The 26,537-nt window shown below is 59.9% G+C and carries 22 protein-coding genes; 13 read left to right on the top strand and 9 right to left on the bottom strand.

All coding sequences use genetic code 11. The features are described from left to right. Positions 1-58 precede the first annotated feature (58 nt). The 3 genes from EQW76_RS20480 (at position 59) to EQW76_RS20470 (ending at position 3,705) form a co-directional block, all read left to right on the top strand. Positions 59-2,356 (top strand): acetamidase/formamidase family protein, encoded by a 2,298-nt coding sequence (locus EQW76_RS20480; RefSeq protein ID WP_143123145.1) that lies wholly within the window; start codon positions 59-61, stop codon positions 2,354-2,356. Between the two features lie 34 nt (positions 2,357-2,390). Further along, on the top strand, positions 2,391-2,777 hold the full coding sequence (locus EQW76_RS20475) for a RidA family protein (RefSeq protein ID WP_143123144.1): 387 nt from the start codon (positions 2,391-2,393) through the stop codon (positions 2,775-2,777). 160 nt (positions 2,778-2,937) lie between these two features. Continuing rightward, the gene (locus EQW76_RS20470) at positions 2,938-3,705 is read left to right on the top strand and encodes a transporter substrate-binding domain-containing protein (protein ID WP_143123143.1); all 768 of its coding nucleotides are present in this window, start codon (positions 2,938-2,940) and stop codon (positions 3,703-3,705) included. A gap of 38 nt (positions 3,706-3,743) precedes the next feature. On the opposite strand, the gene EQW76_RS20465 is transcribed toward EQW76_RS20470, so the two are convergent. The 3 genes from EQW76_RS20465 to EQW76_RS20455 all read right to left on the bottom strand — a co-directional run bounded on the left by EQW76_RS20465 (position 3,744) and on the right by EQW76_RS20455 (position 8,379). Next, complete coding sequence (locus tag EQW76_RS20465) at positions 3,744-5,132, bottom strand: dipeptidase (RefSeq protein ID WP_202617189.1); 1,389 nt, start codon at positions 5,130-5,132, stop codon at positions 3,744-3,746. 56 nt (positions 5,133-5,188) lie between these two features. Beyond that, positions 5,189-7,603, bottom strand: a complete 2,415-nt coding sequence (locus EQW76_RS20460; RefSeq protein ID WP_143123142.1) for an FAD-dependent oxidoreductase — start codon at positions 7,601-7,603, stop codon at positions 5,189-5,191. Positions 7,604-7,722: 119 nt separating this feature from the next. Then, positions 7,723-8,379: a TetR/AcrR family transcriptional regulator gene (locus EQW76_RS20455; protein ID WP_142830917.1), complete on the bottom strand. Its 657-nt coding sequence runs from the start codon at positions 8,377-8,379 to the stop codon at positions 7,723-7,725. A 171-nt stretch (positions 8,380-8,550) separates the two neighbouring features. Between EQW76_RS20455 and EQW76_RS20450 the strand changes: the two genes are divergently transcribed. From EQW76_RS20450 to ugpC (EQW76_RS20420), 7 genes are all read left to right on the top strand, one after another. Further along, positions 8,551-10,143 (top strand): ABC transporter substrate-binding protein, encoded by a 1,593-nt coding sequence (locus EQW76_RS20450; protein ID WP_143123141.1) that lies wholly within the window; start codon positions 8,551-8,553, stop codon positions 10,141-10,143. A gap of 184 nt (positions 10,144-10,327) precedes the next feature. Further along, on the top strand, positions 10,328-11,023 hold the full coding sequence (locus EQW76_RS20445) for a FadR/GntR family transcriptional regulator (protein ID WP_143123140.1): 696 nt from the start codon (positions 10,328-10,330) through the stop codon (positions 11,021-11,023). Continuing rightward, complete coding sequence (locus EQW76_RS20440) at positions 11,020-12,186, top strand: PLP-dependent transferase (RefSeq protein ID WP_143123139.1); 1,167 nt, start codon at positions 11,020-11,022, stop codon at positions 12,184-12,186. The genes EQW76_RS20445 and EQW76_RS20440 overlap by 4 nt, the downstream gene beginning before the upstream one ends. 40 nt (positions 12,187-12,226) lie before the next feature. Beyond that, positions 12,227-13,486 carry a sugar ABC transporter substrate-binding protein gene (locus tag EQW76_RS20435; RefSeq protein ID WP_143123138.1) on the top strand — a complete coding sequence of 420 codons (1,260 nt, stop codon included), beginning with the start codon at positions 12,227-12,229 and terminating at the stop codon, positions 13,484-13,486. Positions 13,487-13,579: 93 nt separating this feature from the next. Beyond that, the gene (locus EQW76_RS20430) at positions 13,580-14,515 is read left to right on the top strand and encodes a sugar ABC transporter permease (RefSeq protein WP_142830927.1); all 936 of its coding nucleotides are present in this window, start codon (positions 13,580-13,582) and stop codon (positions 14,513-14,515) included. A 4-nt stretch (positions 14,516-14,519) separates the two neighbouring features. After that, the gene (locus EQW76_RS20425) at positions 14,520-15,350 is read left to right on the top strand and encodes a carbohydrate ABC transporter permease (RefSeq protein WP_143123137.1); all 831 of its coding nucleotides are present in this window, start codon (positions 14,520-14,522) and stop codon (positions 15,348-15,350) included. A gap of 5 nt (positions 15,351-15,355) precedes the next feature. Then, entirely contained in the window at positions 15,356-16,414 is a 1,059-nt protein-coding gene (gene ugpC, locus EQW76_RS20420; protein WP_143123136.1) for a sn-glycerol-3-phosphate ABC transporter ATP-binding protein UgpC, read from the top strand. A gap of 46 nt (positions 16,415-16,460) precedes the next feature. Here the strand turns inward: ugpC (EQW76_RS20420) and ugpC (EQW76_RS20415) are convergent, their stop codons facing one another. The 4 genes from ugpC (EQW76_RS20415) to EQW76_RS20400 form a co-directional block, all read right to left on the bottom strand. Next, positions 16,461-17,531 (bottom strand): sn-glycerol-3-phosphate ABC transporter ATP-binding protein UgpC, encoded by a 1,071-nt coding sequence (gene ugpC / locus EQW76_RS20415; RefSeq protein WP_142830933.1) that lies wholly within the window; start codon positions 17,529-17,531, stop codon positions 16,461-16,463. 25 nt (positions 17,532-17,556) lie between these two features. After that, entirely contained in the window at positions 17,557-18,405 is an 849-nt protein-coding gene (locus EQW76_RS20410; RefSeq protein WP_142830934.1) for a carbohydrate ABC transporter permease, read from the bottom strand. Next, a complete protein-coding gene (locus tag EQW76_RS20405) occupies positions 18,398-19,336 on the bottom strand; it encodes a sugar ABC transporter permease (protein WP_143123135.1) in 939 nt (312 codons plus the stop codon). The genes EQW76_RS20410 and EQW76_RS20405 overlap by 8 nt, the downstream gene beginning before the upstream one ends. Before the next feature lie 72 nt (positions 19,337-19,408). Further along, positions 19,409-20,722, bottom strand: a complete 1,314-nt coding sequence (locus EQW76_RS20400) for an extracellular solute-binding protein (protein ID WP_202617188.1) — start codon at positions 20,720-20,722, stop codon at positions 19,409-19,411. A gap of 203 nt (positions 20,723-20,925) precedes the next feature. Here EQW76_RS20400 and EQW76_RS20395 point away from each other — a divergent pair, with 203 nt between their 5' ends. The 3 genes from EQW76_RS20395 to EQW76_RS20385 are packed head-to-tail and all read left to right on the top strand — an operon-like array spanning position 20,926 to position 23,928. Next, the gene (locus EQW76_RS20395; RefSeq protein WP_142830937.1) at positions 20,926-22,131 is read left to right on the top strand and encodes an ROK family transcriptional regulator; all 1,206 of its coding nucleotides are present in this window, start codon (positions 20,926-20,928) and stop codon (positions 22,129-22,131) included. A gap of 37 nt (positions 22,132-22,168) precedes the next feature. Continuing rightward, positions 22,169-23,269 (top strand): Gfo/Idh/MocA family oxidoreductase, encoded by a 1,101-nt coding sequence (locus EQW76_RS20390; protein WP_143123134.1) that lies wholly within the window; start codon positions 22,169-22,171, stop codon positions 23,267-23,269. 17 nt (positions 23,270-23,286) lie between these two features. After that, entirely contained in the window at positions 23,287-23,928 is a 642-nt protein-coding gene (locus tag EQW76_RS20385; protein WP_142830939.1) for a ThuA domain-containing protein, read from the top strand. Between the two features lie 135 nt (positions 23,929-24,063). On the opposite strand, the gene EQW76_RS20380 is transcribed toward EQW76_RS20385, so the two are convergent. Then, positions 24,064-25,287: an MFS transporter gene (locus EQW76_RS20380; RefSeq protein WP_143123133.1), complete on the bottom strand. Its 1,224-nt coding sequence runs from the start codon at positions 25,285-25,287 to the stop codon at positions 24,064-24,066. A gap of 186 nt (positions 25,288-25,473) precedes the next feature. Further along, entirely contained in the window at positions 25,474-26,487 is a 1,014-nt protein-coding gene (rsgA, locus tag EQW76_RS20375) for a ribosome small subunit-dependent GTPase A (protein WP_244615393.1), read from the bottom strand. Positions 26,488-26,537: the final 50 nt, after the last annotated feature.

The following is a 26,537-nucleotide window of genomic DNA, read 5'->3' as shown; positions in this document are numbered from 1 at the left end:
ATCCGAAGGGATCCAGGCGGGGGCTGTTGCAGACCCTGCCGCCACTGCAGATCAAGGGATGACCATTAGGCAATTTCTCAGCGAAGCCTATCCGACACGCTCTCGTAAAGGGGCGTGGCAGGATATCCTGTCCGAGTTCGGCCTTAGATCCGATGCTGCCGATCAGGGGCTGGAAAGCTTTGCCACTGCCTCGCTGAGGGGCGATCGTCAGTCGTTGCTCCTGGCGCGCCTGACCGCCGGCGACCAGACGTTGTCACCGCTCGTCCGGCGACCCGGCGGCCCGATTGCACTGATCTCCCTCGACGAAAGCCTTGAGATGCGGCTCGGCAGCGAGACGCTGTTGATCGAGGCTGGTTGTCTGGTGATCGTGCCGGCTGTCGGCGAGTGGCAGCTATGCCTTCGCAAGAGCGCCCGGATGATCGTTCTTTCCATTGCGGACAGCCTGTTTCCCGGCCACAAGGCCGGCCTGCAGACCTTGAAGGCGCCGCGGCATTACGTGGCCACAGGGATTGCGGCAATCTTCATAAAGACTGTCGAGACGGCCGCTGGCGAGATGGATAGCGTCTCGGAGTTGGAATGGCGATCGCTCGAAGGCGCCCTTGCGGATCTGTTTGTCGCCATCGTGCTGCAGGCCGAGACACATGACGCCGCCGCAAGCCCCGGTTCCGCGGCGCTATTTCATCGCGTCACGCTGGGTATCGAGCGCCATCATCACGAGCCGGAATTGACCGCACTGCGCATTGCGCGCCTCGAAGGCATTTCGGAACGCTACCTGCAAAAGCTGTTCTTGCAGAACGGCGAAAGCGTCAGCAACTATATTCGTGAACGCCGTCTCCAGCGTGCGAGGGCAGCGCTCGTCGCCCCCGGCGAGATACGTCTGCCGATTGCCGAAATCGCCTATAGCTGCGGTTTCGGAGATGCAGCCAATTTCAACCGTCTGTTCAAGGAGCGCTTCGGCCTGCCGCCGGGCGCATTTCGCAGCCGGCACCTGGAGAAGCTGGCTGCCAACACGAATGCAGAGCAGCGTGGCTGGCCGTTGAGCGCGCTGGTCGCCAAGCGGCTCCAGCAACGATCTATCGACACGGGCGATGCATTTGCCGATAGCGATGGCAGCGAGGCCGAGGCAGGCTCATCGGTCCATCACGTTCTCGCCGCCTCTGCGACCGTGCACTGGGGCTATTTCAGCCGGGCGCTGCCGCCTGTCCTCGAGATCCGCTCGGGCGATACCGTTGAAATCCAGACGTTGACGCAGCACGCCTCCGACGCGCCGGAACTGATGATCCACGGGGATGCGGGGGCCGAGGACGTGTTTTACTGGACTGCCCAGAAAAAGTCCGTAGATCGCCGGGGTGCGGGTCCGATCGACGCCTCGATTTACGGCCGCGGTGCGGGCGAAGGCTTCGGGGTCCATATCTGCACGGGGCCGATCTATGTGAAGGACGCGGAGCCGGGCGACGTCATCGAGGTCCGCATCAATTCGATTTCGCCACGACCGTCCAACAGCCCCGGCTATGAAGGACGAGCTTTCGGCAGCAGCGTCGCTGCCTGGTGGGGTTACCATTATAACGAGTTCATTCAGGAGCCCAAAGCGCGTGAAAATATCACGATCTACGAAGTCTTCGCAGACGAAGGCTATGCCGAGGCGCTGTATTCCTATCGCTGGCAGCCGCAGGCCGATCCCTTCGGGGTCGTTCACCGAACCTATGATTATCCGGGCGTTCCGGTCGATCGAAGCTCGGTCGAGATTTGCTCGCCTGTTCTGGAGGGCGTCCGCATCCCGCTCAGGCCGCATTTCGGCGTAATCGCAGTGGCACCACGCGAAGCGGAGCTGGTCGATTCCGTGCCACCCTCCTATTTCGGCGGCAATCTCGACAATTGGCGGCTCGGCCAAGGATCCGCCGTCTACCTGCCGGTATCGGTGCCGGGTGCGCTGTTGTCGATCGGCGATCCCCATGCGGCGCAGGGCGATGGCGAACTCGGCGGGACAGCCATCGAGTGCTCGATGACCGGCGACGTCACCGTCATCCTGCACAAGAAGGGCGAGCTCTTTGTGGAGTTGAGCTATCCCTTGCTCGAAACGCCGACGGAATGGATTTTGATCGGTTTCAGCCACCCGAACTACCTCGCGGAATTCGGCAAGAAGGGACAGGGAGAGGTCTACGCAAACTCTTCGCTCGATCTGGCGATGAAGGACGCGTTCCGAAAAGCCCGGCGTTTTCTCATGGAAAGCAAGGGACTTACGGAAGACGAGGCGATCGCTCTGATGTCTGCAGCGGTCGATTTTGGCGTGACACAGGTCGTCGACGGCAACTGGGCTGTCCATGCAATCATCAGGAAATCCCTCTTCAAGGTATAAATTTCAAAGTCTTCAAGGATAAAGGAAATCGATCATGCAGTTCCACATGATAGCCGGCGGCCCCAAGCCCGTTGCACCGTTTAGCCATGCCGTCGAAGTCGATGGCACGGTGTACGTAACAGGGCAGATGCCCGACACGCCGGAAACGCCCGGCCAGCTACCGGAGGGCATCGAGGCCCAGACACGCAACGTCATGGCAAATCTGCTCACCGTCCTCTCCGGCCTCGGTCTCGGTCTGGAGCACATTGCGATGGCGCGCATCTACCTGACGCATTTTGACGACGACTATGCCGCCATGAACGAGGTTTATCGCAGCTATTTTCCAGATGGCCGCCTTCCCGCCAGAACATGCGTCGGCGTGACCGGCCTCGCCTACAACGCCCGCATCGAGATCGACCTCGTCGCCAAGCGGCCGTCTTGATGGGATAGCGCAGGCGGGTGGGGTAGGGGGCTACCTACATGTGATGCAACAGGGTGACAGACCATTCCATTCATTGATTGGAATGAATCTTGCGTCCCTATCCCTCATAAGGTGCCGAACTCTTTGATCGAGCACCAAAATTGATGGGAAGAGATATTTTATGAAGTTTTCGATTGCGATGGCTTTTGTCGGCCTGATGGCGGCGGCGCCTGTTTGCCATGCGCAGGATGGTGCATTGGCTGCCATCAGGCAGGCTGGTATGCTCAAGGTAGGTACGACGGGCGACTATAAGCCGTTCAGCTACAAGGGTGCGGATGGCGCGCTGGTCGGTGCCGATATTTCCATGGCAAAGGACCTGGCGGCAAGCCTCGGCGTCAAGGTGGAATTCGTGACGACCACCTGGAAAACCATGCTGGACGACTTCAAGGCGGGCCAGTTCGACGTTGCGGTGGGCGGCATTACCGTCAATCCGGCACGCGCCGAAGTGGGTGACTTTTCATTGCCAAACGTCAGCGACGGCAAGCGACCCATCGCTCGTTGCGCCGACAAGGACAAATACACGACGATCGAAGCCATCGACCAGCCTTCGGTGAGGGTGATCGTCAATGCCGGCGGCACCAATGACAAATTCGCCCATGAGCACTTTACCAAAGCCGCGATTGACGTTCTTCCCGACAACAAAATGATTTTCGACGAGATTGCTGCCGGCAAGGCCGATGTCATGGTAACGGACGGAATTGAAGCCGACCTGCAATCGAAATTACACAGCGGCGTCCTTTGCCCGGCGGCAGTCAAGGAGCCTTTCACGCACTTTCAAAACGCCTATTTGTTGCGCAAAGATCCTGAGTTGAAGGCGGCTGTCGATGCTTTTGTAAACAAGGAACTGGCGAGCGGAGCATGGAAGCAGAAACTCGACGCCGCCATGTAGGGAGAGGCGATGCAAGTTCGCCCCCACGTTTGCCTGTTTTACGAAGAAGATCGGGTCCAGTTCTGGGCTTTCTCAAAAAGCCGCCCATAGACTTGCTGGCCTCGGCGAAAGACGTCGAGGCGGAAGAATTCATTAGGGGCATGCAGGTTCTCGTCGCCGTGGGAAAAGCCGAGCATGACCGCATGTAGCCCAAGAATATCGATAAATGGCGAGAATGCCGGGATCGAGCCACCGGCCCAGATACGGTAGGGGGCCTTACCATAGACTTCCTCGAGCACATCCCCTGCCAGTACGCTTGCCGGGTGGTTGTCCGGAATGCTGAATGCACGGGCTTCCCGCTCGGTCGCGGAGAACTCCACGGCAACCCCCGGCGGGCAATGGGCTTCGACATGCTTGCGGATCGCCTGCATAAGTTTCTCCGACGATTGTGCATGAACGATCCGGCAGGTGAGCTTGGCACTGGCCGAGGCAGGCAGGACGGTCTTTGCGCCTTCGCCCTGCCAGCCGGATGTCAGGCCATTCACATCCAGCATAGGCCGTGCACCGATGCGCTCCAGCACGGAGTAGCCGGGCTCCCCGTGGGTCGAAGGGGCGCCCGTTGCGTCGAGATAGTCATGCTCGTCGTAGGGCAACAAGGCTATGGCGTTCCGCATTTCCTGCGTCAGGGGAACGACGTCATCGTAGAAACCTTCGATCGTCACCAGCCCATCCGGTGATTTCATCGTTGCCAGGATCTGCGCCAGTGCCATGGCCGGGTTGGCTATCCCGCCGCCGTGCAAGCCAGAGTGCTGGTCTGCCTTCGGCCCGGTGACCTTAATTTCAAAAGCCAGCGTTCCCTTCATCGCCTGCATGATCTGCGGCTGGTCCGGTGCCCATTGCAGGCCGTCGGCCGAAAACGCCATGTCGGCCTCAAGACGCGCAGCGTTCTCCGCGATGAATGCCCGCAGCGAAGCCGAGCCGACCTCTTCCTCGCCTTCGAACAGGAATTTCACATTCACTGGCAGGGTGTTGGTGGTCTTCAGCATGGCTTCGACCGCGAGGATCGGGGTCAGCATGCCACCCTTGTCGTCGGATACGCCACGTCCCCAAAGCTTGCCGTCTCTCAGCGTCGGCTCGAAGGGAGGGTTGTCCCAGAGATCCAGCGGTTCGGCAGGCTGTACGTCGAAATGACCGTAGATCAATACTGTCGGCTTTCCCGGACCCGCATCCAGCCATTCGCCATAGACGACGGGGTGCCCTTTGGTCGGCATCACCTCGGCCTTTTCGACACCTGCCGCCTTGAGGCGGGAGACGACCCATTCGGCGGCGCGATAGACATCGCCCTTGTTTTCCGGCTTGGCCGAAACGGACGGAATGCGCACGAACTCCGTGAGTTCGTCGATAAAACGAGACTGCTCTTGATCGAGGTAGGACGACCAGTCCATCATTTTTTGCTCCACCTTCACATATGCCTGTCATTCGCTCGTTAGCCGGGGAGTGTGCATCAGCTGCGCATCGCGCGCCCGGCTGGATCGTAAGGCGAGTTGGGGATGATCCGCGCCGCGCGGGGCTGCCCGACGACGTGGACCACAAGCTTCATGCCTTCGGCTGCAAACTGCCGATCGACGAGGGCAAGGGCGATGCTCTTTCCAAGTGTATGGACGTAGCCGCCGGAGGTGATGTAGCCGATCAGGCTGTCTTCCTTCCAGACCGGTTCGTAGCCGCTGGCATCGGCATCGGTCGCGTCGACTTCGAGCGTGACGAGCACCCTGGCAGCTCCACCGGCGTTACGTTCCGCCAGCGCCGCCTCCCGGCCGACGAAATCACCCTTGTCGAACGCTATGAAGCGTTCCAGCCCGGTCATTGAAGGCGTGTAGGCCTGGGTAAATTCGCGCGACCAGATGCCAAAGCTTTTTTCCAGACGCAGGGCATTTGTCGCCGCGTAGCCGATCTCGCGAAGGCCGGCATCTTTGCCAGCGTCCAGCAGGATGCGGCGGAGCGTGGCGTGTTCGAAGGCCCGGCAGTTGATCTCGTAGCCCAGTTCGCCGGTAATCGAGAGCCTTGCCACCCGGGCCCGAATAAGGCCGATATCGATTGTATCGCAGCCCATGAAAGGCAGCGCGGAGCCCGCTATATTTTGATGGGTGAGACTTTGCAGGATCTCCCGGGAGGCGGGACCGGATAGTGCGAAACCGGTGAAGTCGTCCGAGATGTCATCTACGGTCACGTCGCAGGAAAGATGGCTCTCGAACCAGCGCATGTGCCACTGCCTGAGGTAATAGGAGCCCATGATCCACCAGCTGCCATCGCCCCAGTTGAACAGCGTCAGGTCGCCCTTCAGCTCGCCGCCTTCCGAGAGCATCGGTGCAAGCCTTGCCTGCCCCTGTTTGGGCAGGCGACATGCGAAGGTCCTGTCGAGCCAGCCCTGCGCGCCCGGACCCGATACGCGGTAGCGCGAGAAAGCAGACGTATCCAGGAGCCCCGCTTTCTGACGGACCGCTGCGACTTCGGCGCCGATGATAGTATCTGCGTTGGAGCGCTTGAGGCTTGGCTTTTCGACGAAGTCGGGGTCGGCGAAATAAAGCGGGATTTCAAGGCCCCAGCTGGTGCCCCAGCGGGCGCCGGCCGCAGTCATCGCGTCGAACGCGGGTGGCGTGCGCAACGGTCTTCCGGCCGGCAATTGCTCGTTCGGATAGCTCATGACGAAGCGGCGCGAGTAGAACTGTCCTGTCGTCTGGCGAATATATTCGCGGTTGGAGGCGAAATCGCCGTACCGGGCGATATCCATGCCAAAAATGTCGGCCTCGGGCTCGCCGTGCACCATCCACTCGGCCAGCGACTTGCCGACGCCGCCGCCCTGCAGGAAGCCCGCCATCACACCGCAGGCAACCCAGTAGTTCGGCACGCCGCGCACCGGCCCGACAAGCGGGTTGCCGTCCGGAGAAAAGGTGAAGGCGCCGTTGACCCATCGCTTGATGCCTGCCGTCTGCAGGCACGGGAAACGCTCGAAGCCGAGTGTCAGCTCGCTGGCAATGCGGTCCGTATCCTCCTGAATAAGCTCAATGCCGAAATCCCATGGCGCGCCATCCATGTTCCAGTGCCGGTAGTCGGTCTCGTATATCCCCAGCAGCAGGCCTTTCTGCTCCTGTCGCATGTAGGTGAAGCCTTCGAGATCGACGATCATCGGCAGTTCGTGGTCGAGAGCCGCAATTTCCGGGATAGACTCCGTGACCAGATAGTGATGCTCCATCGGCGTCACCGGCAGGTCGATGCCAGCCATGCGGCCGATCTGCTTGGCCCAGAGGCCGCCCGCATTCACCACATGCTCGGCGATCACGGTTCCTTTTTCCGTGACAACGTTCCAGGATTTGTCGGGACGCTGCGTCAGTTCCAGCACTCGGTTGTGCTCGATGATCGTGGCGCCGCGTTTTTTGGCGCTGCGTGCATAGGCATGCACAACGCCCGACGGGTCGATATGCCCCTCGCGCCCGGCATACAGGCCACCCAGCACGCCATCGATACTGACGATCGGGCAAAGCTTCTTGATCTCTTCGGGACCGACCAGGTGGACGTCGGATATGCCCATGGTCTGGAAGACGCGGTACGTGGATTGCAGCCATTCCCAGCGTTCGGGAGCGGACGCAATGGAGATGCCGCCGGTCATGTGCATGCCGATATTCTGGCCCGATTCAGCCTCTATCTCCGACAGAAGGTCGATCGTGTAGGATTGCAGCGCAGCGATATTGGGATCGGCATTGAGGGCGTGAAAGCCACCCGCCGCATGCCAGCTCGATCCCGCCGTCAGTACGTTCCGCTCGAAGAGCGCCACATCCGTCCAGCCGAGTTTCGCCAGATGATAGGCCACAGAGGCGCCGACAACCCCGCCACCAATAATGGCAACTCGGTAATGGCTTTTCATGGGTCCGGTCCTTTCCATGCTGGCGGGCTACGTTCTCTATTTCCAACCTGCCAATAATGGACACTAATGTCTATGACTTTTCAAGGCTCGGATCTCTCTCTGCCTAGCCGCTCGGCTGCTCAGACGTCCGGGTGAAAGCGACGAGCGAACCGCCTGAAGGCCTCCATCTCATCCTCCGTCACATGCTGTCCGCTGAACGCCAGAACGTAGGATTCCACATAGGTAAACCTGACCTTCATGCTCTCCGGTACATCGAGCGCATAGTGACCGATCTGCGTGAAATAGAGGACCCGTGCCCTAACGAGAGCTTCCTTGGCGGGGTAGCCGTGGCGAATGAACATCTTCTGTAAAGCGTCTACGCGCTGATCGTCTGCCTGTACCACCACGGCGTTCACGGACGAGGAACGCTTAGCCCAAAACCGCACCGCCATATCGAGCTGGAAGTCGAAAAGGCTGGCGTCCACCCAGCATTCGAAGACGTTGAGGATTGCCTGCGTTATCGTGTCTGCCGGTCGCATGGCACGCTCGATGATCGGGCCCGTGTTCTTGCGGAGCCACAAATCGAGCATCTGGGCGTGAAGGTCCTTGGTGTTCTTGAAGAAGAAATAGAAGCTCGAGCGGGACACGCCGAGTGTCTTGGCAATGATCTGAACCTTGACGCGATCTATCCCGTCGCTGATCAGCGCCTGGATGGACAGGTCGAGCCACTCCTCCTTTGTCGTGCGGCCAACCCTCTCTGGGGCATCGGCCTTTACCCTGGTGTTGCTGCTACTCATGCCTGCACCCGTAGATTTATCTTCGCTCATTATCAAATAGCCCATGCGCCGGATAAAGTTCTGGCGAAATGCAGGATTGACGAGCCGTTATAATGGACATTAGTGTCTATGGAAGCTGCTCGTCTAGAGATGATCCGTCCGTTGTGCACTTTATCGAAAAGGGGATGCCGAATGACGTCGAAGTTTGGAAATGAGAACCGGGACCCCCTTTCGACGGTTCAGTCTGCCGAAGGCGTGACTAGGCGTACCGTCTTGCAGGGTTCGCTCGCAGGCGCCGCATTGATGTTTGCAGGCAGCGGCGCATTTGCACAGGCTGCAACACCCAAGAGCGGCGGCCATCTGAAGATCGCCATGAACGGCGGCGCGTCGACCGATGCGCTCGACCCCGCAAGCTACATCAGCGCCCTGCAATTTGTGCTGGCCCGCAGCTGGGGCGATACCCTGGTCGAGACCGACCCGGCGACCGGCAAGGCCGTTCCGGCTCTGGCTGAATCATGGGAGACGACCGATGGCGGAACGACCTGGTCGTTCAAGATCCGGAAGAACGTGCGCTTTCATAATGGCGATGCGCTGAAAGTCGAGGACGTCGTCGAGACGCTGCGCCGCCACAGCGACAAAGCCTCCAAATCAGGCGCGCTCGGCTACCTCGCCAGCATCAAGTCCGTAGAGGCTTCGGGCGAGAATGTCGTCGTGACGCTGACCGAGCAAAACCGCGACCTGCCGCTGATCTTCAGCGTCTACAACCTCGTCATCCAGCCGAACGGTGGCAGGGGCGATCCGAATGCCGGTATCGGCACCGGTCCCTTCAAGATCGTTCGCAACAATCCCGGCGTCCAAATCCTGCTTGAGAAGAACAAGGACGACTGGCATCCCAACCGTGGCTGGGTCGACAGTGTCGAGATCCTGGCGATTGCCGACGTATCGGCGCGAACGGCCGCTCTGGCCTCGGGGCAGGTTCATTTCATCAATGCAATCAACCCCAATACGATCCCACTGCTGGGGCGAATGAAGAATATCACCATTCACAACACGCCCGGGCGCAGCCACTATACGATGCCCATGCTGGTCGACCAGAAACCGTTCGACAACGTCGATCTTCGCCTTGCCCTGAAATACGCCATCGATCGCCAGTTTCTGCTGAAGCAGGTCCTTGGTGGATACGGGACGCTCGGCAACGACTTTCCTGTGAATGCTGCCTTCGACATGTTTCCTGGCGACATTCCGCAGCGTGAATTCGATCCGGAGAAGGCTGCCTTCCACTACAAGAAGTCCGGTTTCGACGGGGCCGTTCCAATCTATGCTGCCGACGTCATGCAGGGCGGCGTCGATATGGCGGTCATCCTGCGGGATGGCGCGGCGAAGGCCGGCATCAAGGTCGCCGTCAACCGCGTTCCGACGGACGGCTACTGGAGCGGCGTCTGGCGCAACAAGCCTTTCTGCGTCTCGTTTTTCGGAACGCGCCTGACGCAGGACCTGATCTATTCGCTCGAATTCTATTCGAAATCAGCAAGCAACGAGTCGAAGTTCGACAATGCGAAATTCGACACGCTGCTGCTGGCCGCACGGGCCGAAGCAGACGAAGCGAAGCGCAAGGAGATGTACCGTGATATGGCACTCCTCGTGCGCGACGAGTCGGGTTCGATCATTCCCGTGTTCAACAACTACCTGAATGCGTCGAGCCCCGCCCTGAAGGGCTTCGTACCGGACGTCGGTAACGATCTCAGCAACGGATACATCGCATCACGCGTCTGGCTGGAGAGCTGAGGCAATCGGCGTGATCGTTGTCTGATCGATTATCGCGCCGACCGTTCATCCCGCAATACTTCCGCGTTCGCCTCTCAGCGGACGACGAATTTCTATTGCTGTGGCTTTCCGCGGGTCGCACGAAAAAAAGATTGACCTGATAGCAGATGTCAGACCAATCTATCGGCAACGAGGGAACGAACGTTTGCTGACACCATTGCCTACTCAGGATCGGACGCGCCAGGTCATCGATGCGTTGTCCGATTTCATAGAGAAAACCAACCTCCAATCCGGCGACCAACTGCCGACCGAGCGCGAGATGATGGGTGCCTTGTCCGTCGGTCGCTCGACCATTCGCGAGGTCATGACCCACTTCCAGGCGCTTGGGGTCGTAGAGACGCGCAAGGGGAGTGGCACCTACCTGCTGAAGCCGGTTTCCAAGGCAACGATCCATATGCCGCTGTCAATGGACACCACGCATTTGCGCGACGTCCTGTTGCAGACACTCGAGGTTCGGCGCGGTATCGAATGCGAAGCTGGGATGGTGGCTGCCAGGAAGCGCACTCCGGAAGATCTTGCGATCATCGAGGAAAAGCTCGACGAGATGGAGCGCGTCCACATCGCCAAGGGCGCCTCCGGCCCCGAAGACCTGGCGTTTCACCTCGCCGTCTATGACGCCACCCACAATCCACTATTCAAGCAGTTGCTGGAGCAGATGCGTGGCACCTTCGAGCGCTTCTGGACCCATCCTTTCGACCGGGAAGACTTTGCGCGTCGGTCGTTTCCGTTCCACCGCACCCTGTTCAACGCGATCGTGGCACAGGATCCGGAGGCAGCGCGCCTCGAAACATTGAAGATTCTCGACGTCGTCGAGGAAGACATCAAGGAAATGTCAAAATGACCGCAGAGCTCGGGCCATTCGATCTCGCATCACTGATTACCGCTCATGACGAAGGCAATTATGCCGAAGCGGTGGTGCCTCCGATCTTCCAGACATCGCTTTTCACCTTCTCCGATTACGACGATATGATCGCCTCCTATCGCGGCGAAAAGGTCCGGCCCATCTACACCCGCGGCCTGAACCCGACGGTCCGGATGTTCGAGGAGATGCTGGCCAAGCTCGAGGCGGCCGAGGATGCGCTCGGATTTGCCAGCGGCATGTCGGCGATCTCGTCAGCCGTGCTCACATTCGTCGAACCGGGCGACCGGATCGTCGCCGTCAAGCATATCTACCCCGATGCCTTTCGCCTGTTCGGCACGATCCTCAAGCGCATGAAGGTCGAGGTGACCTATGTCGATGGTCGCGACGAGGAGGCCGTCGCAAAGGCGCTTCCGGGCGCCAAGGTATTCTACATGGAAAGCCCGACCAGCTGGGTGATGGAAGCCCACGACGTCGGCGCCCTTGCAACGCTCGCCAGGCAGCACGGTGTCGTTTCGATGATCGACAACAGCTGGGCCAGCCCCTTTTTCCAGCAGCCGCTGACGCTGGGCGTCGATCTGGTCATTCATTCCGCCTCCAAATATCTCGGCGGCCATAGCGATGTCGTCGCTGGCGTTGTCGCGGGCTCGAAGGCGCTGATCGCAAGGATAAAGGCCGAGGCCTACCCCTATCTCGGCGGCAAGCTTTCGCCTTTCGATGCCTGGTTGCTCATCCGCGGCATGCGCACATTACCGCTGCGCATGAAGGCGCACGAAGCCGCAGCCATGACGATCGCCAGACGGCTGCAGAACCTCGACGTCGTCGAGGAGGTCTGCCATCCCGGCCTTGCCAACCGATTGCCGGCAGGCCTCAACGGCACGTCCGGCCTGTTCTCTTTCATTTTCCGCGAGGGCGTCGATATCCGGGCCTTCTCCGACCATCTCAGGCTTTTCAAGCTGGGCGTGAGCTGGGGTGGCCACGAGAGCCTCATCGTGCCCGGCCAAGTCGTCCTGCAGCAGAAGGCCCAGCCCAATTCCGCGCACACCTTCGGGATCAGCGCGCGGTCCGTCCGCCTGCATGTCGGTCTCGAAGGAACCGAGGCCTTGTGGAGAGATATCGAGGAAGCAATCGCTGCAGCCTCGTAGGAACCATCAACAGGAAGAAAAACCGAAAAGGGGGAATAGCATGAAAAGACTGATAACAGCGGCACTCTTTACCGCGATGATGGCGGGAACCGCGTTCGCCGATACGACACTCAAGCTCGTCGAAGTCATCACCAGCCCCGAGCGTACCGAGACGCTCAAATCGCTCGTTGGCAAGTTCGAAGCGGCCAACCCCGGTACAAAGGTCGATATCATTTCGCTGCCCTGGAACGAAGCCTTCCAGAAATTCGCAACGATGGTCTCGGCCGGCGATACGCCCGATGTCATGGAGATGCCGGATACCTGGCTGTCGCTCTATGGCAATAACGGTATGCTCGAAAGCCTCGAGCCCTATCTGGCGAAATGGGAGCACACCAAGGAACTGACGCCACGTGCGCTGGAACTCGGCCGGGACGTCAAGAACACCGCCTACATGCTACCCTACGGCTTCTACCTGCGCGCGATGTTCTACAACAAGAAGCTGTTGGCACAGGCCGGCATTTCCGAGCCACCGAAGACCATGGACGATTTCGTCAAAGCCTCCGCGGCGGTCTCGAAGATCCCCGGAAAATACGGCTACTGCATGCGCGGCGGCCCCGGCGGCCTTAATGGCTGGATGATCTTTGCGGCCTCCATGGCGGGCGACAACACGTATTTCAAGCCGGACGGCACGTCGACCATGAACGACGAAGGCTGGGCCAAGGGCATTGAGTGGATGGTCGATCTCTACAAGAAGGGATATGCGCCAAAGGATAGCGTCAACTGGGGCTTCAATGAGGTCGTAGCCGGCTTCTATTCGGGCACCTGCGCCTTCCTCGACCAGGATCCGGATGCACTGATCGCCGTTGCCGAGCGCATGAGCAAGGACGATTTCGGCGTCGCGCCCTTGCCGAAGGGACCGTCCGGCAAGTCTTTCCCGACGATCGGCTATGCTGGCTGGTCGATGTTTGCGACAACCCAGAACAAGGACCTGTCCTGGAAGCTGATCGCCACCCTCGAGGGCCAGGAAGGCAACCTCGAATGGAACAAGAAGATCGGTGCGCTGCCGGCCTATACATCGGCAGAGAAGGATCCGTTCTATGCCGGTGACCAGTTCAAGGGCTGGTTCGAGGAACTGGCCGACAAGAACACGGTGCCGACTGTCATGCCGACCTATCTGGAGGAATTTGCCTTCTTCAAGGATTCGCTGGCCATCAAGACCTCGCAGCAGGCTTTGCTGGGCGATATCTCCGCCAAGGATCTTGCCGATCAATGGGCCGACTATCTGACCAAGGCGCAGCAGAAATTTCTCTCCAAGAAATAGGGCTTGATGCGGCGACGGAGCAATCCGTCGCCGTTTTCGCACACACTGTTGCCAGCCGCATTGCCGCTGCAAACCTGAACGGACCTTTGGCCGATGACCATGACCGCCTATACCGATGACAGGCGTCGAGACCGCAGGCCCTGGAAAAAGCGGCTCGCCGATGCCTCGGAACCCTATCTCTACAGTGCACCGGCACTGATCCTGATCGTCGCCGTCATGCTGGTGCCGCTGGTGATTGGCGTCTCTTATGCCTTCCGGGATGTCCAGCTGCTGAAACCGTTTTCCGGCGGCTTCATCGGCCTCGATCACTTTCGCGATCTTTCCAAAGATGCAGCCTTTTACGGCGCGCTGAGAAACACCCTGTGGTGGACCGGCGCCTCGGTCGTCCTGCAATTTGCCTTCGGGCTGATCCTTGCCCTGCTGCTGGACAAGCCATTCTGGGGGCGTGGCCTCGTCCAGGCCCTGGTGTTCCTGCCCTGGGCCGTGCCCTCCTTTCTGGCCGGTCTCAACTGGGCCTGGCTCTTCAATCCGGTGATCGGACCGATCCCGCATTGGCTGTTCGCACTCGGCCTGATGGATCAGCCCGACAACATCCTGTCCAACCCGCATTATGCGATGTGGGGGCCGATCGTTGCCAATGTCTGGTGGGGGATTCCGTTTTTCGCGATCACGCTTCTGGCCGCGCTGCAGGCAATCCCGCGCGATCTCTACGAGGCGGCCTCCATCGATGGGGCCAGCTGGTTCCAGCGGTTCCAATCGATCACGCTTCCATTCCTGGCACCGACCATCGCCATCACCGTCCTGCTGCGAACGGTCTGGGTCTCCAATTTCGCTGACCTCATCGTCGTCATGACCGGCGGTGGCCCTGCTGATCGTACGCAGATCGTCGCCAGCTACATCTTCACCCAGGCCTTCAAGCGGCTGGATTTTGGTTATGCGTCGGCCATCGCGCTGGTGCTGCTGGTGCTGTTGCTCGCCTATTCGATGGTGATCATTCTGCTCCGGCAGACATTGCTGAACAAGGACTAGGCCCATGAGACGATCTATCCTGCCCATCATCGCCCATCGGCTCGCTATCCTCGTCTACATCGTATTCGCCCTCTTTCCGCTGTTCTGGCTGTTGAAAGTTTCGCTGACGCCGAACGACCTCCTCTATACCGAGGGGGTGCGGATGTGGCCTTCGCGCACGACCTGGGAGCACTACGCGTTCGTGCTGGAGCACAGCGATTTTCCGACGTTCTTCAAAAACAGCGTGATCGTCTCGGCCTCTACCGCCATTGCCGTGACGATCTGCGCGTCATTGGCCGGCTATGCGCTGTCCCGCTTCGATTTTCGGGGCAAATACTGGATCGTGGCGCTCATGCTGCTGACGCAGATGTTTCCGCTGGTCATGCTGGTGGCGCCGATCTTCAAGATCCTCTCGCCTCTGCACCTGACAAACAGCCTGACCGGCCTGGTGATTGTCTACACGGCGTTCAACGTGCCCTTTGCGACCTTCCTGATGCAGTCATTCTTTGACGGCATTCCGAAGGAACTAGAAGAAGCCGCGATGATCGACGGCGCAACGCAATTCATCGCCTTCCGGCAGATCATCCTGCCGCTGACCTTGCCCGGCATTGCGGCAACGCTCGGCTTCGTTTTCACCGCAGCCTGGAGCGAGCTGCTCTTTGCCCTGATGCTGATCAACGGCAACCAGGCGGCCACCTTCCCGGTCGGGCTCTTGACCTTCGTTTCCAAATTCTCGGTCGATTTCGGTCAGATGATGGCGGCGGGCGTCATGGCACTCATTCCGGCCGGGCTGTTCTTCCTGCTCATTCAACGTTACCTCGTCCAGGGCCTGACGGCCGGCGCGGTCAAGGGATAGTCACCATGGCATCGATCGATATCCAGAACGTCAGGAAGGCCTACGGCCATGTGCAGGTGCTGCACGACGTAGACCTGCAGATCGAGGACGGCGAATTCATCGTGTTGGTCGGTCCCTCCGGATGCGGAAAGTCCACGCTGCTGCGCATGATCGCCGGTCTCGAGGACGTCACCGGTGGTGAAATCCGGATCGCCGGTCGCCGGGTCAACGAATTGCACCCGAAGGACCGCGACATCGCCATGGTGTTCCAGTCCTATGCTCTCTACCCGCACATGAATGTCGCCGGCAACATGAGCTACAGCCTGAAAATCCGGAAGATCGCCAAGGAGAAGATCGCCGCGGCGGTGTCGCTGGCGTCTTCCAAGCTGGGTCTCGATCCGCTCCTCGAGCGGCGCCCCAAGGCACTGTCCGGCGGACAGAGGCAGCGTGTCGCCATGGGTCGGGCAATCGTGCGGGAGCCAAAGGCGTTTCTCTTCGACGAACCGCTCTCCAACCTCGATGCGCGTCTGCGCGAACAGATGCGTGCCGAAATCAAGAAACTGCATGCCGATCTGGAAGCGACTTCGATTTACGTCACCCATGACCAGATCGAGGCGATGACGCTGGCGGACCGGATCGTCGCCATGCATGGAGGCGTTGTCCAGCAGGTCGGAAGCCCGCTCGAACTCTATGACCGCCCCGCCAATCTTTTCGTCGCAGGTTTTATCGGCTCTCCCGGCATGAATTTTCTCGAGGCCAGCTACGACGGGCACCAGATGATCCTCGGGGATGGCACTCCAGTTCCGCTTGCCTCAACACCAATCGTCACGACCGGCGAAAAGGCAACGCTCGGCATCCGCCCGGAACACGTGGTCGTGACACGGAATGGATCTGGTATCAGTGCCGACGTGGACCTGATAGAGCCGACCGGTTTCGGTATTATCCTCCACCTGAAGCTGCACGGCCTGCCATTCAAGATCTTCACACTCGATCGCGAAACCATGTCGATGGGCCCGAAAGTCTCCGTCGCCTTCCCGACCCAGCATCTGCATGTGTTTGACGGCGAAGGAAACAGAGCGACCTGATCGGCTGTTATGCCGGAATCCGAGAAGGCGCTGCTGTGTCAACGACTTAAAGCGCGATCCCGCTGATGCGATCGAAGACGTAAACCTGGTCAGGGTTGATGTTGACGTTGAGCGCGGCGCCGTAGCTGACAGGGAACTCGCCATCCACAACGGCTGTCATTTGTTGGCCGGCAATCTCGAACAACACATGTGTCTGCGCACCGGTTGGTTCAACAAGCAGGGTCCGACCGCTGAGTGGTGATCCCTTTCCTGCCGGGTTCAAGTTCTCTGGACGCAAGCCGATCGTAACCTCCTGTCCCGACGTGACCCGCCTCTCGGCGGCAATGCGCAGCGCAGTCCCGTCCTTCAGCCGGACAACTGGCTCGCCCGCCAGACCCTCCACCACGCCGTCGAGCACATTCATGGCAGGCGAGCCAATAAAGCCCGCGACGAACAGGTTGGCGGGGGTTCGGTAAAGTTCCAGGGGCGTGCCGTGCTGCTCTATCCTGCCCTGGTTGAGCACGACGATCCGGTCGGCAAGCGTCATGGCTTCGATCTGGTCATGGGTGACGTAGATGGACGTCGTCTGGACCTTCTGGTGGAGCGTCTTGATCTCGGCACGCATCTGGACACGGAGTTTGGCGTCGAGATTGGACAGGGGCTCGTCGAAGAGGAAGACGGAGGGATTTCGCACGACGGCCCTGCCCATGGCCACCCGCTGGCGCTGGCCTCCGGAGAGCTGGGCCGGTTTCCTCTCAAGAAGCGCGGTCAGATCCAGCATCCGTGCCGCCTCGTTGACGCGCTGGTCGATCACAGTCTTCGGCTGCCCTGACAATTTGAGATTGAATGCCATGTTCTGCGCCACTGTCATGTGCGGATAGAGCGCGTATGACTGGAACACCATGGCAATGTTGCGCTCGCGGGGCGTCAGCGCGTTGACGATGTCGCCACCGATCAGCACATCGCCGCCGGTAACCTCCTCCAGCCCGGCGATCATCCTCAGCAATGTCGACTTGCCACAACCGGATGGACCGACCAGAGCGATGAATTCCCCGTCGCTGATCGAGAGCGAGATGTCATGAATGACATCGAGCGCACCATAGGATTTGCGGAGGTTCTGAAGTTCGACGGATGCCATGCTTTGGATGCTCCAGTTGCGCCTGTCAGGACTTCACCGCACCGGCTGTCAGGCCAGCGATGATGTGTTTTTGCGCGAGGAAGAAGACGATGATGGTCGGCAGGATGGTCAGCGTGATGAAGGCCAGCACCAGCTGCCACTGTGTCCCGAACTCGCCGCGATAGACCATGATCCCGAGTGGCCAGGGATAGATCGATTCCGAGTTCAGCATGATCAGCGGCAGGATGTAGCTATTCCAGCTGCCGACGAAGGAAATGATGCTGACAGTGGCGATGATCGGTCGCGAAAGCGGAAGGGTGATGTACCAGAAGAAGCGCATGTAGCCGCAGCCGTCGACCAGCGCTGCCTGGAACAATTCCTCCGGCAGGTTTTTGAAATAATTCCGCAGGAGCAGGATGCTCATTCCAAGTCCGAACGCGACCTGCGGCAGAACGACGCCCCAATAGGTATTGAGAAGGCCAAGATCGCGGATGCGGATGAACAGCGGCAGTATGGCTGTTGCCGCCGGGAACATCAGGCCGATCAGGAAGTAATTCAGCAGAAAATCCGAGCCGAAGAAGCGCACGTGGGCAAAGGTGAAGGCGGCCATCGCCGAGACGCTGACGGTCAGGAACACCGTCAGCAGGGCGATGATCAGCGAATTCATCATCTGTCGCCAGTAGCGATCGCCAAACAGGATGTCGGTGTAGTTTTCGACATGCCATTCCGCTGGCAGGCCGAAAGGATTGACCCTGAGATCGCCGAGCGACTTGAAGCCGCCGAGCGCGGTTGTCAGCAGTGGCACGAGGACGATGGCTGCGATGATGGTCAGCGACAGGTACAGGTAGGCCCTGGTGCCGGGGCTGACGCGAATGGATGTGGCCATATCAGTCATTGCGCATAAATATCCGTTTGTAACCGAAGGCGAGGGTGACGCAGATCACGAACAGCACCACCCCGACGGCGCTGCCGAGGCCGACCTGCATCCTGGTGACGCCGAAATTGAAGAGGAAAGTCACCATCGTCTGGGTCGAGTTGAACGGTCCGCCACCGGTCAGCGGCATGATCAGGTCAAACAGTTGCAGCGAGCCGACGATCGCGAAGAAGACGGAAAGACGCAGTGTGGAGGCAAGCAGGGGTAGCGTAACATAACGGAATTTCTGCCAGCCCGTAGCACCGTCGATCTCGGCGGCTTCCAGAATGCTCTTGTCGAGCGATTGCAGCCCGGCGATGAACAACATCATGTGAAAGCCGAAATACTTCCAGACGATGACCGCCAGGACGGCGTAGATCGCCAGGTCCTTGTCGGCGAGCACATAGGGCGTCGCAACGCCGAACAGATGCGCCAGCGACGCGAACAGGCCATAGTCGCCATCGTAGACAAAGCGCCAGATCAGGCCGGCGGCCACCTCGGCGAGCACGTAGGGCAGAAAGAAAATCAGCCGGAACATCACCACGCCGGCAATCCTGTTGGCGAGCATCGTCGACAGCCAGATCGCCAACGGAATCTGCACGATGATCGAGACGACAATGATCAACGCGTTGTTTTTCAGAGATGTCAGAAAGGCCTGGTTGTTGAACAGGACCTGGAAATTCCGCAGGCCGACAAAATCCGTCGGTGCGCCGTAGCCACTCCATTTATAGAGGCTGTACCAAGCCGCTTCTCCCATCGGCAGGATGACAGAGATCGTGAAAAGCAGCAGGGCAGGTGGCAGGAAGATGAGCAGCACCGGCAGGCGGCCGTGGTTTGCCGAGCTCTTTCGCCGGACAACAGGCTTGGGCCGTGCCGCCGCACTGACGGTCGATGTGACGCTGATATCAGTCATAGGGATTGCCTGTCTCGAGATTCGAGGTTGCGGCCGGCGGCGGGCAACGCGTGCTGCCGCCGGACACAGGCTTCAGAGTTGATCCTGCTCGAAAGCCTCCTGGATCTGCGCAGCTCCATCCTTCGGCGTCAGCTGGCCGGAGACAATGCCAACGGAAACATCGTTGACTACACGCCCGACGGACGGTCCCAGATCCTGGTCGAAGAAGTTCTGGTGCCAGGTGGTATGGGCCAGTTGTTCGGCGGACTGCCTCATCAGCGGATTGGTGACCCCATCCTCGGCGCCGACCGCCACGGGAATGATCATACCGGCCTTCGCCATCGCCCGCTGGTTGTCGGCATTGTTGAGATAGGCTAGGAAATCCAGCGCTTCCGGGGGCGCTTTTTTCGACACCGCCCAGGCATTCAGTCCCCCGAGCGTATCCGTCGCGGCACCAGCACCCCCCGTTACTGCCGGAAACGCAAAGCGACCAATATTGTCGCTGGCGAGGCCTTTGCCGTCGCCGGCATTGGTGCGCTGGTTGGATTCGGTATTCTCGAAGCCAAGGATCATCGCCGCCTTGCCGTCGGCAAATACGCCGAGGGTCTGCGGCCATGTCGCGCCGAGATACCCCGGCTGGAACGGTTCGAGTTTGCCGAGGTCGGCAAGCTGCTCGCCGGCCTTGATGACGGCGGGATCGTTGAAGCCTTCACCCTGTCCGGTCTTGGCGGCGTCGAACACCTTCTGGCCGCCGTCGCGCATGACGAGGTAGCTCCAGTAGAAGTGAATCGGCCACTTTTCGCCGCCACCCCCGGCGATCGGCACGATACCGGCAGCCTTGATCTTCTTGACCGCTGCCAGATAGTCTTCCCAACTCTTGATGGCGGTCGCGTCGACGCCGGCTTTGGCGAACAGCGCCTTGTTGTAATAGAACGAGACCGTGCCGAGCTTGAAGGGTACGGCGCTGATTTTGCCGTCGAAGGTCAGGCCCTCGACGGCAGCAGGATTGAAGCTCTTCAGCCACGCGCCGTCATTGGCCTTCATTGCAGTGGTCAGATCCAGCAGAGCGCCAGTTGCCATCTGCTGCTTCAGGACGCCGCCACCCCAGCTATAGAAAAAATCCGGGGCGTCGCTCGATTGCAGCAGCGTCGGCAGCTTGGCCTTGAATGCTTCGTTTTCCAGAAACTGCATCTGGATTTTGACGCCGGGATGCTGGGTCTCATAGGTATCGGCTATCTTGCGCCAGATGGCGACATAGCCAGGATCAAGCTCAAGGTGCAGCCACTTGACGGTGGTATCGGCCATCGCACTGGCCGCACCGAGCATCATGGCAAGTCCGGTGGTAGCGACAAGCATAGCTGTCCGCTTACCGCGAAGGGCTTTCGCCCCGACGATCTGAAACATCATTTCTCCTCCCAAGGGAATGACAAGTCCTCACTATTTTTCCCTTATGCGGATTAAGTCATCGGAAAATTGCACAGTTGTCAATCGCTAAACTTGTTTTTTAGGCAGCAAGGCTTGACAGTCTTCAACGTGGGGTCTCTATTTAATTCATGATCCGGCCTAAATTCCACGGCGGGATAGTTGGTCCAACAGGTTGCTTTGTCTCAATGAAAACTGCCGACCCAGAGCTGATGCGGGCGATCAACCGTTTCAGTATCCTTGATACGATCCGGCGCGCGGGGCCAATCGCGCGGATCGAAATCAGCGAACTCACGCAATTGTCGACGACGACGGTGTCGGCCATCACGGCAGCCCTGCTGGACGATGGTCTGATCCTGGCGCGACACGAGGGCGATCTTCGCAATCCCGCAGCGCGAGGTCGCCCGAGGGTGGCGCTGGAGCTCAATCCGGCTGCCGCGCGCGTCGTGGGCGCAAAGATTGCTGCCGATCGGATGATCTTCGTGGTGACTGATTTTTGCGGCGAGGTGCTGTCGAGACAGACGATGGCGCTGCGCGTCGATCGGCAGCCGATCAGCGTCATTGCCGACCTTATCGATGACGGGGTCCGTCGTTGCGTTATCGATGCGGATCTGTCGATCCATGATATCGATCTCGTCTGCCTCGGTTTGCCCGGGCTGATCGAACACCGCACCGGGCATGTCCGCACCAGCCCGATTTTTCGCGAAACCGGCGTCGATTTCGCCCGGGAAATGTCCGAGCGGCTGGGCATTACCACGATCGTCGAGAGCGATGCCCATGCGATAACTCTGGCGCATCACTGGTTTGGACACGCCCGCGAGCTCGATGACGTCGTCGTGGTTTCGCTGGAGAAAACTCTTGGTCTCGGCGTCCTGCATGGTGGCCAGCTGTTTCGTGGCGCTGGCGGTCTTAGTCATAACCTCGGAGATCTCGTCATTGGCATGGGATCGGAAGGGGCCATCCGTCTCTCCAGCCAGGCGGGGGAAAACGCCATCTTCGGTGCACATTCGAGTGGCGGACGCTTTGCCGAAGCCGTCCGGCTTGGGCGCGGCATGGCGCACGCGCAAACACTCATTGCTGGCGAGGACAATGGACTGATCGTCGCTGCCACCCGCGCCGGCGAGGCCTGCGGCATGGCCGTCGCCAATATCGTCACGTTGTTCGCACCGCCCCGCGTCATCGTCGTCGGATCGACACTTGCGCTGGGAGCGCCGTTTCTCGATAGCCTGCGTCATGCCTATGCGGCGGCTATTCCGCCTTCCATCCGGGGCGTCGCCGAACTTGTTTTCGACCAATCGACCGATGAGACCTGGGCACAGGGAGCAGCGGTCGTGGCCCTTCGCGAACTCTACGAATCGCCCTGGAGCACGACAGGGCCCGCGCCGGCGCACTAACCCACAAAAATTCGAACCGGTCTTGGAGGAGGCAGTTATGGAAAAAGTTGGAATCGGCATTATCGGCTGCGGGAATATATCCGGCGCCTACCTGAAAGCCATGAGATCGTTCCCCATTCTCGATATCAAAGGCGTGGCGGACCTCAATCGCGACCTGGCGGAGGCAAAGGCTGCGGAATTCGGCCTGAAAGCGGTCGACATCGCAGAGCTTTTCGCCGATCCGGCGGTTGAGATCATCGTCAACCTGACCATCCCGAAGGCCCATGTGGCTGTCGCCCTGCAAGCGCTCGATGCGGGAAAACACACCTATTCGGAAAAACCGCTCGGCATCAACTTCAATGAGGGCAAACGCCTTGCCGATGCTGCCGCGGCGAAGGGGCTGAGGATCGGTGCTGCGCCGGACACATTCCTCGGCGGCGGCCACCAGACGGCGCGTGCCATCATCGATGAGGGCGCCATCGGGCAGCCGGTCGGTGGTACCGCGACCTTCATGTGCCCCGGCCACGAGCGCTGGCATCCAAACCCGGATTTCTATTACGAGGTCGGCGGCGGCCCCATGCTCGATATGGGACCCTATTATATCACCGATCTTGTCAATCTGCTCGGTCCGGTCTCGCAGGTGGCCGGCTTCGCCACGACCCCGCGCAAGGAGCGCATCATCACCAGCGCGCCGCGCAACGGCCAGCATATCCCCGTGCATGTCGCGACCCATGTCGCCGGCGTCATGGCTTTCGCAAATGGTGCCATCGTACAGATCGGCATGAGCTTCGATGTCGCTGGCCACAAACATGTTCCGATCGAAATCTACGGGACGGAAGGCACGCTTCTCGTGCCCGATCCGAACCACTTCGGCGGATCGGTGGAATATCTGAAGAAGGGCGGCGAGTTCGAGACCCGCGAGGTTACAGGACCTTATGCAGACGGCAACTACCGCTCGCTCGGGGTTGCTGACATGGCACATGCCATTCGCTCGAACCGACCGCATCGCGCCAGCGGAAGCCTGGCGCTGCATGTGCTTGAGGTGATGGAAGCCTTCCAGACCGCGTCCGATACCGGCCGTACGGTCAGCATCGCCACTGAGACCGGGCGTCCCGCTCCCCTGTCCGAATCCCTTGTGGACGGGCTGATCGGGCAATGAAACAGGAGAACAGTACAATGCGCGAAGCACTTATCGTTTGGGGCGGCTGGAGCGGTCACGAGCCGCAGGAATGCGCCCATATCGTCCGCGACATTCTCGAAGAGGATGGTTTCAAGGTCTATCTGGAAAACAGCACGGAAGCGTTTGCCGATCCATCCATCCACGACCTGAGCCTGATCGTGCCGATCGTCACGATGTCGAAGATCGAGAAGGAGGAGGTAAAGAACCTGGCCGCTGCTGTCGAGAGCGGTGTTGGTATCGCCGGTTATCACGGCGGTGCCGGCGACAGCTTTCGCGATAGCGTCGACTACCAGTTCATCATCGGCGGCCAGTGGGTGGCCCATCCCGGTAACATCATCGATTACACCGTCAATATCACCAAGCCGGACGATCCGATCATGGAGGGGATCGAGGACTTTCCTTACACCTCCGAGCAATACTACATGCATGTCGACCCATCGAACGAGGTGTTGGCAACGACTACCTTTACCGGCGAGCATGCCTACTGGATCAACGGTGTCGTTATGCCGGTCGCCTGGAAACGCCACTATGGCAAAGGCCGGGTCTTCTATTCGTCGCTCGGGCACCAGGCCAAGGAGTTTTCGGTGTCGCAGATGAGAACGATTTTCCATCGCGGCATGAATTGGGCGGCAAGGTGATTGGCGGACTGAATGCTGCCCTATGACGCTCGGGCGAGCGCCATAGGGAAAGTTGAACAGGGCGCACAGCGCGAATAAGGGAACCGGGTTTTACGGTCAATCTCATCCAATCCGTCAAATGCCGGCACTAAACTCCTACGCCTGCCTTGCGCGGTGGCGGCGACCTTTGCCTATATCTGGCAGGAAGACGGTGAGAAGCCCTAGGAGCGGCAGGTAGGAGCAGATGCTATAGACGTAGGCGATGCCCTTGTGGTCGGCGACAATGCCGAGCCCGGCAGCGCCGATCCCGCCGATGCCGAAGGCAAAGCCGAAAAATAGTCCGGCGATCGTACCCACCCTGCCTGGCACCAGTTCCTGCGCAAAGACGATGATCGCTGAAAATGCCGAGGCGAGGATGACGCCGATGATGACGGTGAGCACCACCGTGACCTCATAGTTGGCATAGGGGAGTGCGAGGGTGAACGGCAAGGTGCCGAGGATGGAGAACCAGATCACGAACTTGGTGCCGAACCAATCGACGGCAGGGCCGCCGGCAACGGTGCCGACCGCAACAGCCCCGAGGAACACGAACAGCAGAATCTGCGCATGCTGGACCGACAAGCCAAAGCGGTCGATCATGTAGAAAGTGTAGTAGCTCGACAGACTGCTCATGTAGATGAATTTGGAAAAGACAAGGAATACGAGCACGATAATCGACTTGACGATGGTTGCGCGCGGCAGGGCCACGACGGCCGCGACCACCTTTCGCTTGGCGTTGGCAATGCGGTGGCGGGAATACCAGACGCCGACCCGCCACAGGACGATCATGCCGAGCAGGGCGACCAGCGAAAACCATGCAACGCTGACCTGTCCGCGCGGCAGGACGATGAAGGCTGCCAGCAGCGGTCCCATGGCCGAGCCAAAATTGCCGCCGACCTGAAACAGCGATTGCGCCAGCCCGTGACGTCCGCCGGAGGCAAGCCGCGCGACGCGCGAGGATTCGGGGTGGAACACGGCAGAACCCAGCCCGACCACGCCGGCGCCGACGAGCAGTACCCAGTAGGCATGGGCAAACGCCAGCAGCAGCAGACCGATAAGTGTAAAGCCCATGCCGACCGTCAGCGAATATGGCAGCGGCCGCTTGTCGGTATAGATGCCGATGAGCGGCTGCAGCAGCGACGCCGTTACCTGGAAGACCAGGCCGAGGAAGCCGATCTGGGTGAAATCGAGCCCGTAGCTATCCTTGATCATCGGATAGAGTGCCGGGATGAGAGACTGCATGGTATCGTTGAGCATATGGCAGAAGCTGACCGCCATGATGATGCCGAAAACCGTTTCCTCGGCAGTCGGCGTTGCTGTGCTCGCGGTTGTGTCGGTCATGTCAGCCTCCCGTTTGTCCACTTGAGGTTGATCAAGTAGCGCCGGGTCGGGACTGGCTCAAGCCGGGTTGGGCTTCTATCCGTCGCATCCGCGCAATTCCTGCAAAAGTGCCTGCCGATTTGGTGTCCGGAATGCGTAAAAACAAAGGGATAGAGGCTTTCACGTCTCCGTGAAAACAAAATTGCCCTAGTATTTCTTTTTGCGACCCGGAACCTTGTTGCCGCGCGGCCCCGTCTGCACCGGGGTGTTCTGGACATTTTCCTCGGAAAGCTTGCGCCAGCGATCCAGCCGTTCGGCCGAAAGCGTGCCTTCCTTGACCGCCTTCTGGACAGCGCAACCGGGCTCGTGCGCGTGGGTGCAATCGCGGAACCGGCAGAAGGGTGCCAGATCTGTAATCTCGGCGAACAGCGTTTCGATGCCGAAGGAGGCGTCGCTGACATAGAGCGTCCGCATGCCGGGCGTATCGATCACCCAACCGCCGCCGGCGATAGCGTGCAGCGAGCGAGAAGTGGTGGTGTGACGGCCCTTGGCATCCTGCTCGCGAATACCGCCGGTCTCCTGGGTCTGCTCGCGATCAGGCCCCGCCAGCGTATTGACGAGGGTCGACTTGCCAACGCCTGAAGAACCAACCAGCGCCACCGTGCGGCCAGCTCCGCACCACGGTGCCAGTGCACCCACTGCATCCGGAGAGCGGCCGTTGAGCACGACGACGGCGAGATCGCGCTGCAGCGCCTGCGCCTGCTGCCTGTAGCTTTCGGCGTCGTCGACGGTGTCGGCCTTGGTGAGCAAGATCACCGGCTCGGTGCCCGCCTGGTTGGCAAGCGCCAGGTAGCGCTCGAGCCGCGAAGGATTGAAGTCGGCATTGCAGGATGTGACGATGAACAGGGTGTCGACATTGGCGGCGGCCAGCTGGTTGTCCTTGCCTTCCGTGCGGCGCTGCAGCAGCGCCTTGCGGTCCAGGCGGCGGACGACGAGATCGGTCTCGCGTTCCGCTAGCACCCAGTCGCCGACGGCGAACTCGCCGGTATTAGCGTGCGGCCCAAGAATGAGCTGCTCCGGCCCATGCTCCGATATGCCAGCGAGACGGGTGCGGTGAACGCCGGAAATGCGGCGCGGTTCCAGACCGGCGTCGGCATCCTCGATTTGCGATTGGAAAAACTCAGACCAGCCGAGTGCTGCAAGCGATGCTGTATCCGTCACAGGTTGCCCCCGGGGCTTGGCGTTGCAGTCATCGGCCAGCTCCTCTTCGA

The sequence above is a fragment of the Rhizobium sp. rho-13.1 genome (assembly GCF_007000305.1).
GTDB classification, from domain to species: Bacteria; Pseudomonadota; Alphaproteobacteria; order Rhizobiales; family Rhizobiaceae; genus Rhizobium; species Rhizobium rhododendri.
This window is presented reverse-complemented; position numbering and strand designations above follow the sequence as displayed.

Bases quoted from the DNA above. Each gene is read 5' to 3' on its own strand.
- EQW76_RS20480 (WP_143123145.1), top strand. From the start codon at position 59: ATGACCATTAGGCAATTTCTCAGCGAAGCCTATCCGACACGCTCTCGT.
- EQW76_RS20475 (WP_143123144.1), top strand. From the start codon at position 2,391: ATGCAGTTCCACATGATAGCCGGCGGCCCCAAGCCCGTTGCACCGTTT.
- EQW76_RS20470 (WP_143123143.1), top strand. From the start codon at position 2,938: ATGAAGTTTTCGATTGCGATGGCTTTTGTCGGCCTGATGGCGGCGGCG.
- EQW76_RS20465 (WP_202617189.1), bottom strand. From the start codon at position 5,132: ATGATGGACTGGTCGTCCTACCTCGATCAAGAGCAGTCTCGTTTTATC.
- EQW76_RS20460 (WP_143123142.1), bottom strand. From the start codon at position 7,603: ATGAAAAGCCATTACCGAGTTGCCATTATTGGTGGCGGGGTTGTCGGC.
- EQW76_RS20455 (WP_142830917.1), bottom strand. From the start codon at position 8,379: ATGAGTAGCAGCAACACCAGGGTAAAGGCCGATGCCCCAGAGAGGGTT.
- EQW76_RS20450 (WP_143123141.1), top strand. From the start codon at position 8,551: ATGACGTCGAAGTTTGGAAATGAGAACCGGGACCCCCTTTCGACGGTT.
- EQW76_RS20440 (WP_143123139.1), top strand. From the start codon at position 11,020: ATGACCGCAGAGCTCGGGCCATTCGATCTCGCATCACTGATTACCGCT.
- EQW76_RS20435 (WP_143123138.1), top strand. From the start codon at position 12,227: ATGAAAAGACTGATAACAGCGGCACTCTTTACCGCGATGATGGCGGGA.
- EQW76_RS20430 (WP_142830927.1), top strand. From the start codon at position 13,580: ATGACCATGACCGCCTATACCGATGACAGGCGTCGAGACCGCAGGCCC.
- EQW76_RS20425 (WP_143123137.1), top strand. From the start codon at position 14,520: ATGAGACGATCTATCCTGCCCATCATCGCCCATCGGCTCGCTATCCTC.
- ugpC (WP_143123136.1), top strand. From the start codon at position 15,356: ATGGCATCGATCGATATCCAGAACGTCAGGAAGGCCTACGGCCATGTG.
- ugpC (WP_142830933.1), bottom strand. From the start codon at position 17,531: ATGGCATCCGTCGAACTTCAGAACCTCCGCAAATCCTATGGTGCGCTC.
- EQW76_RS20410 (WP_142830934.1), bottom strand. From the start codon at position 18,405: ATGACTGATATGGCCACATCCATTCGCGTCAGCCCCGGCACCAGGGCC.
- EQW76_RS20405 (WP_143123135.1), bottom strand. From the start codon at position 19,336: ATGACTGATATCAGCGTCACATCGACCGTCAGTGCGGCGGCACGGCCC.
- EQW76_RS20400 (WP_202617188.1), bottom strand. From the start codon at position 20,722: ATGATGTTTCAGATCGTCGGGGCGAAAGCCCTTCGCGGTAAGCGGACA.
- EQW76_RS20395 (WP_142830937.1), top strand. From the start codon at position 20,926: ATGAAAACTGCCGACCCAGAGCTGATGCGGGCGATCAACCGTTTCAGT.
- EQW76_RS20390 (WP_143123134.1), top strand. From the start codon at position 22,169: ATGGAAAAAGTTGGAATCGGCATTATCGGCTGCGGGAATATATCCGGC.
- EQW76_RS20385 (WP_142830939.1), top strand. From the start codon at position 23,287: ATGCGCGAAGCACTTATCGTTTGGGGCGGCTGGAGCGGTCACGAGCCG.
- EQW76_RS20380 (WP_143123133.1), bottom strand. From the start codon at position 25,287: ATGACCGACACAACCGCGAGCACAGCAACGCCGACTGCCGAGGAAACG.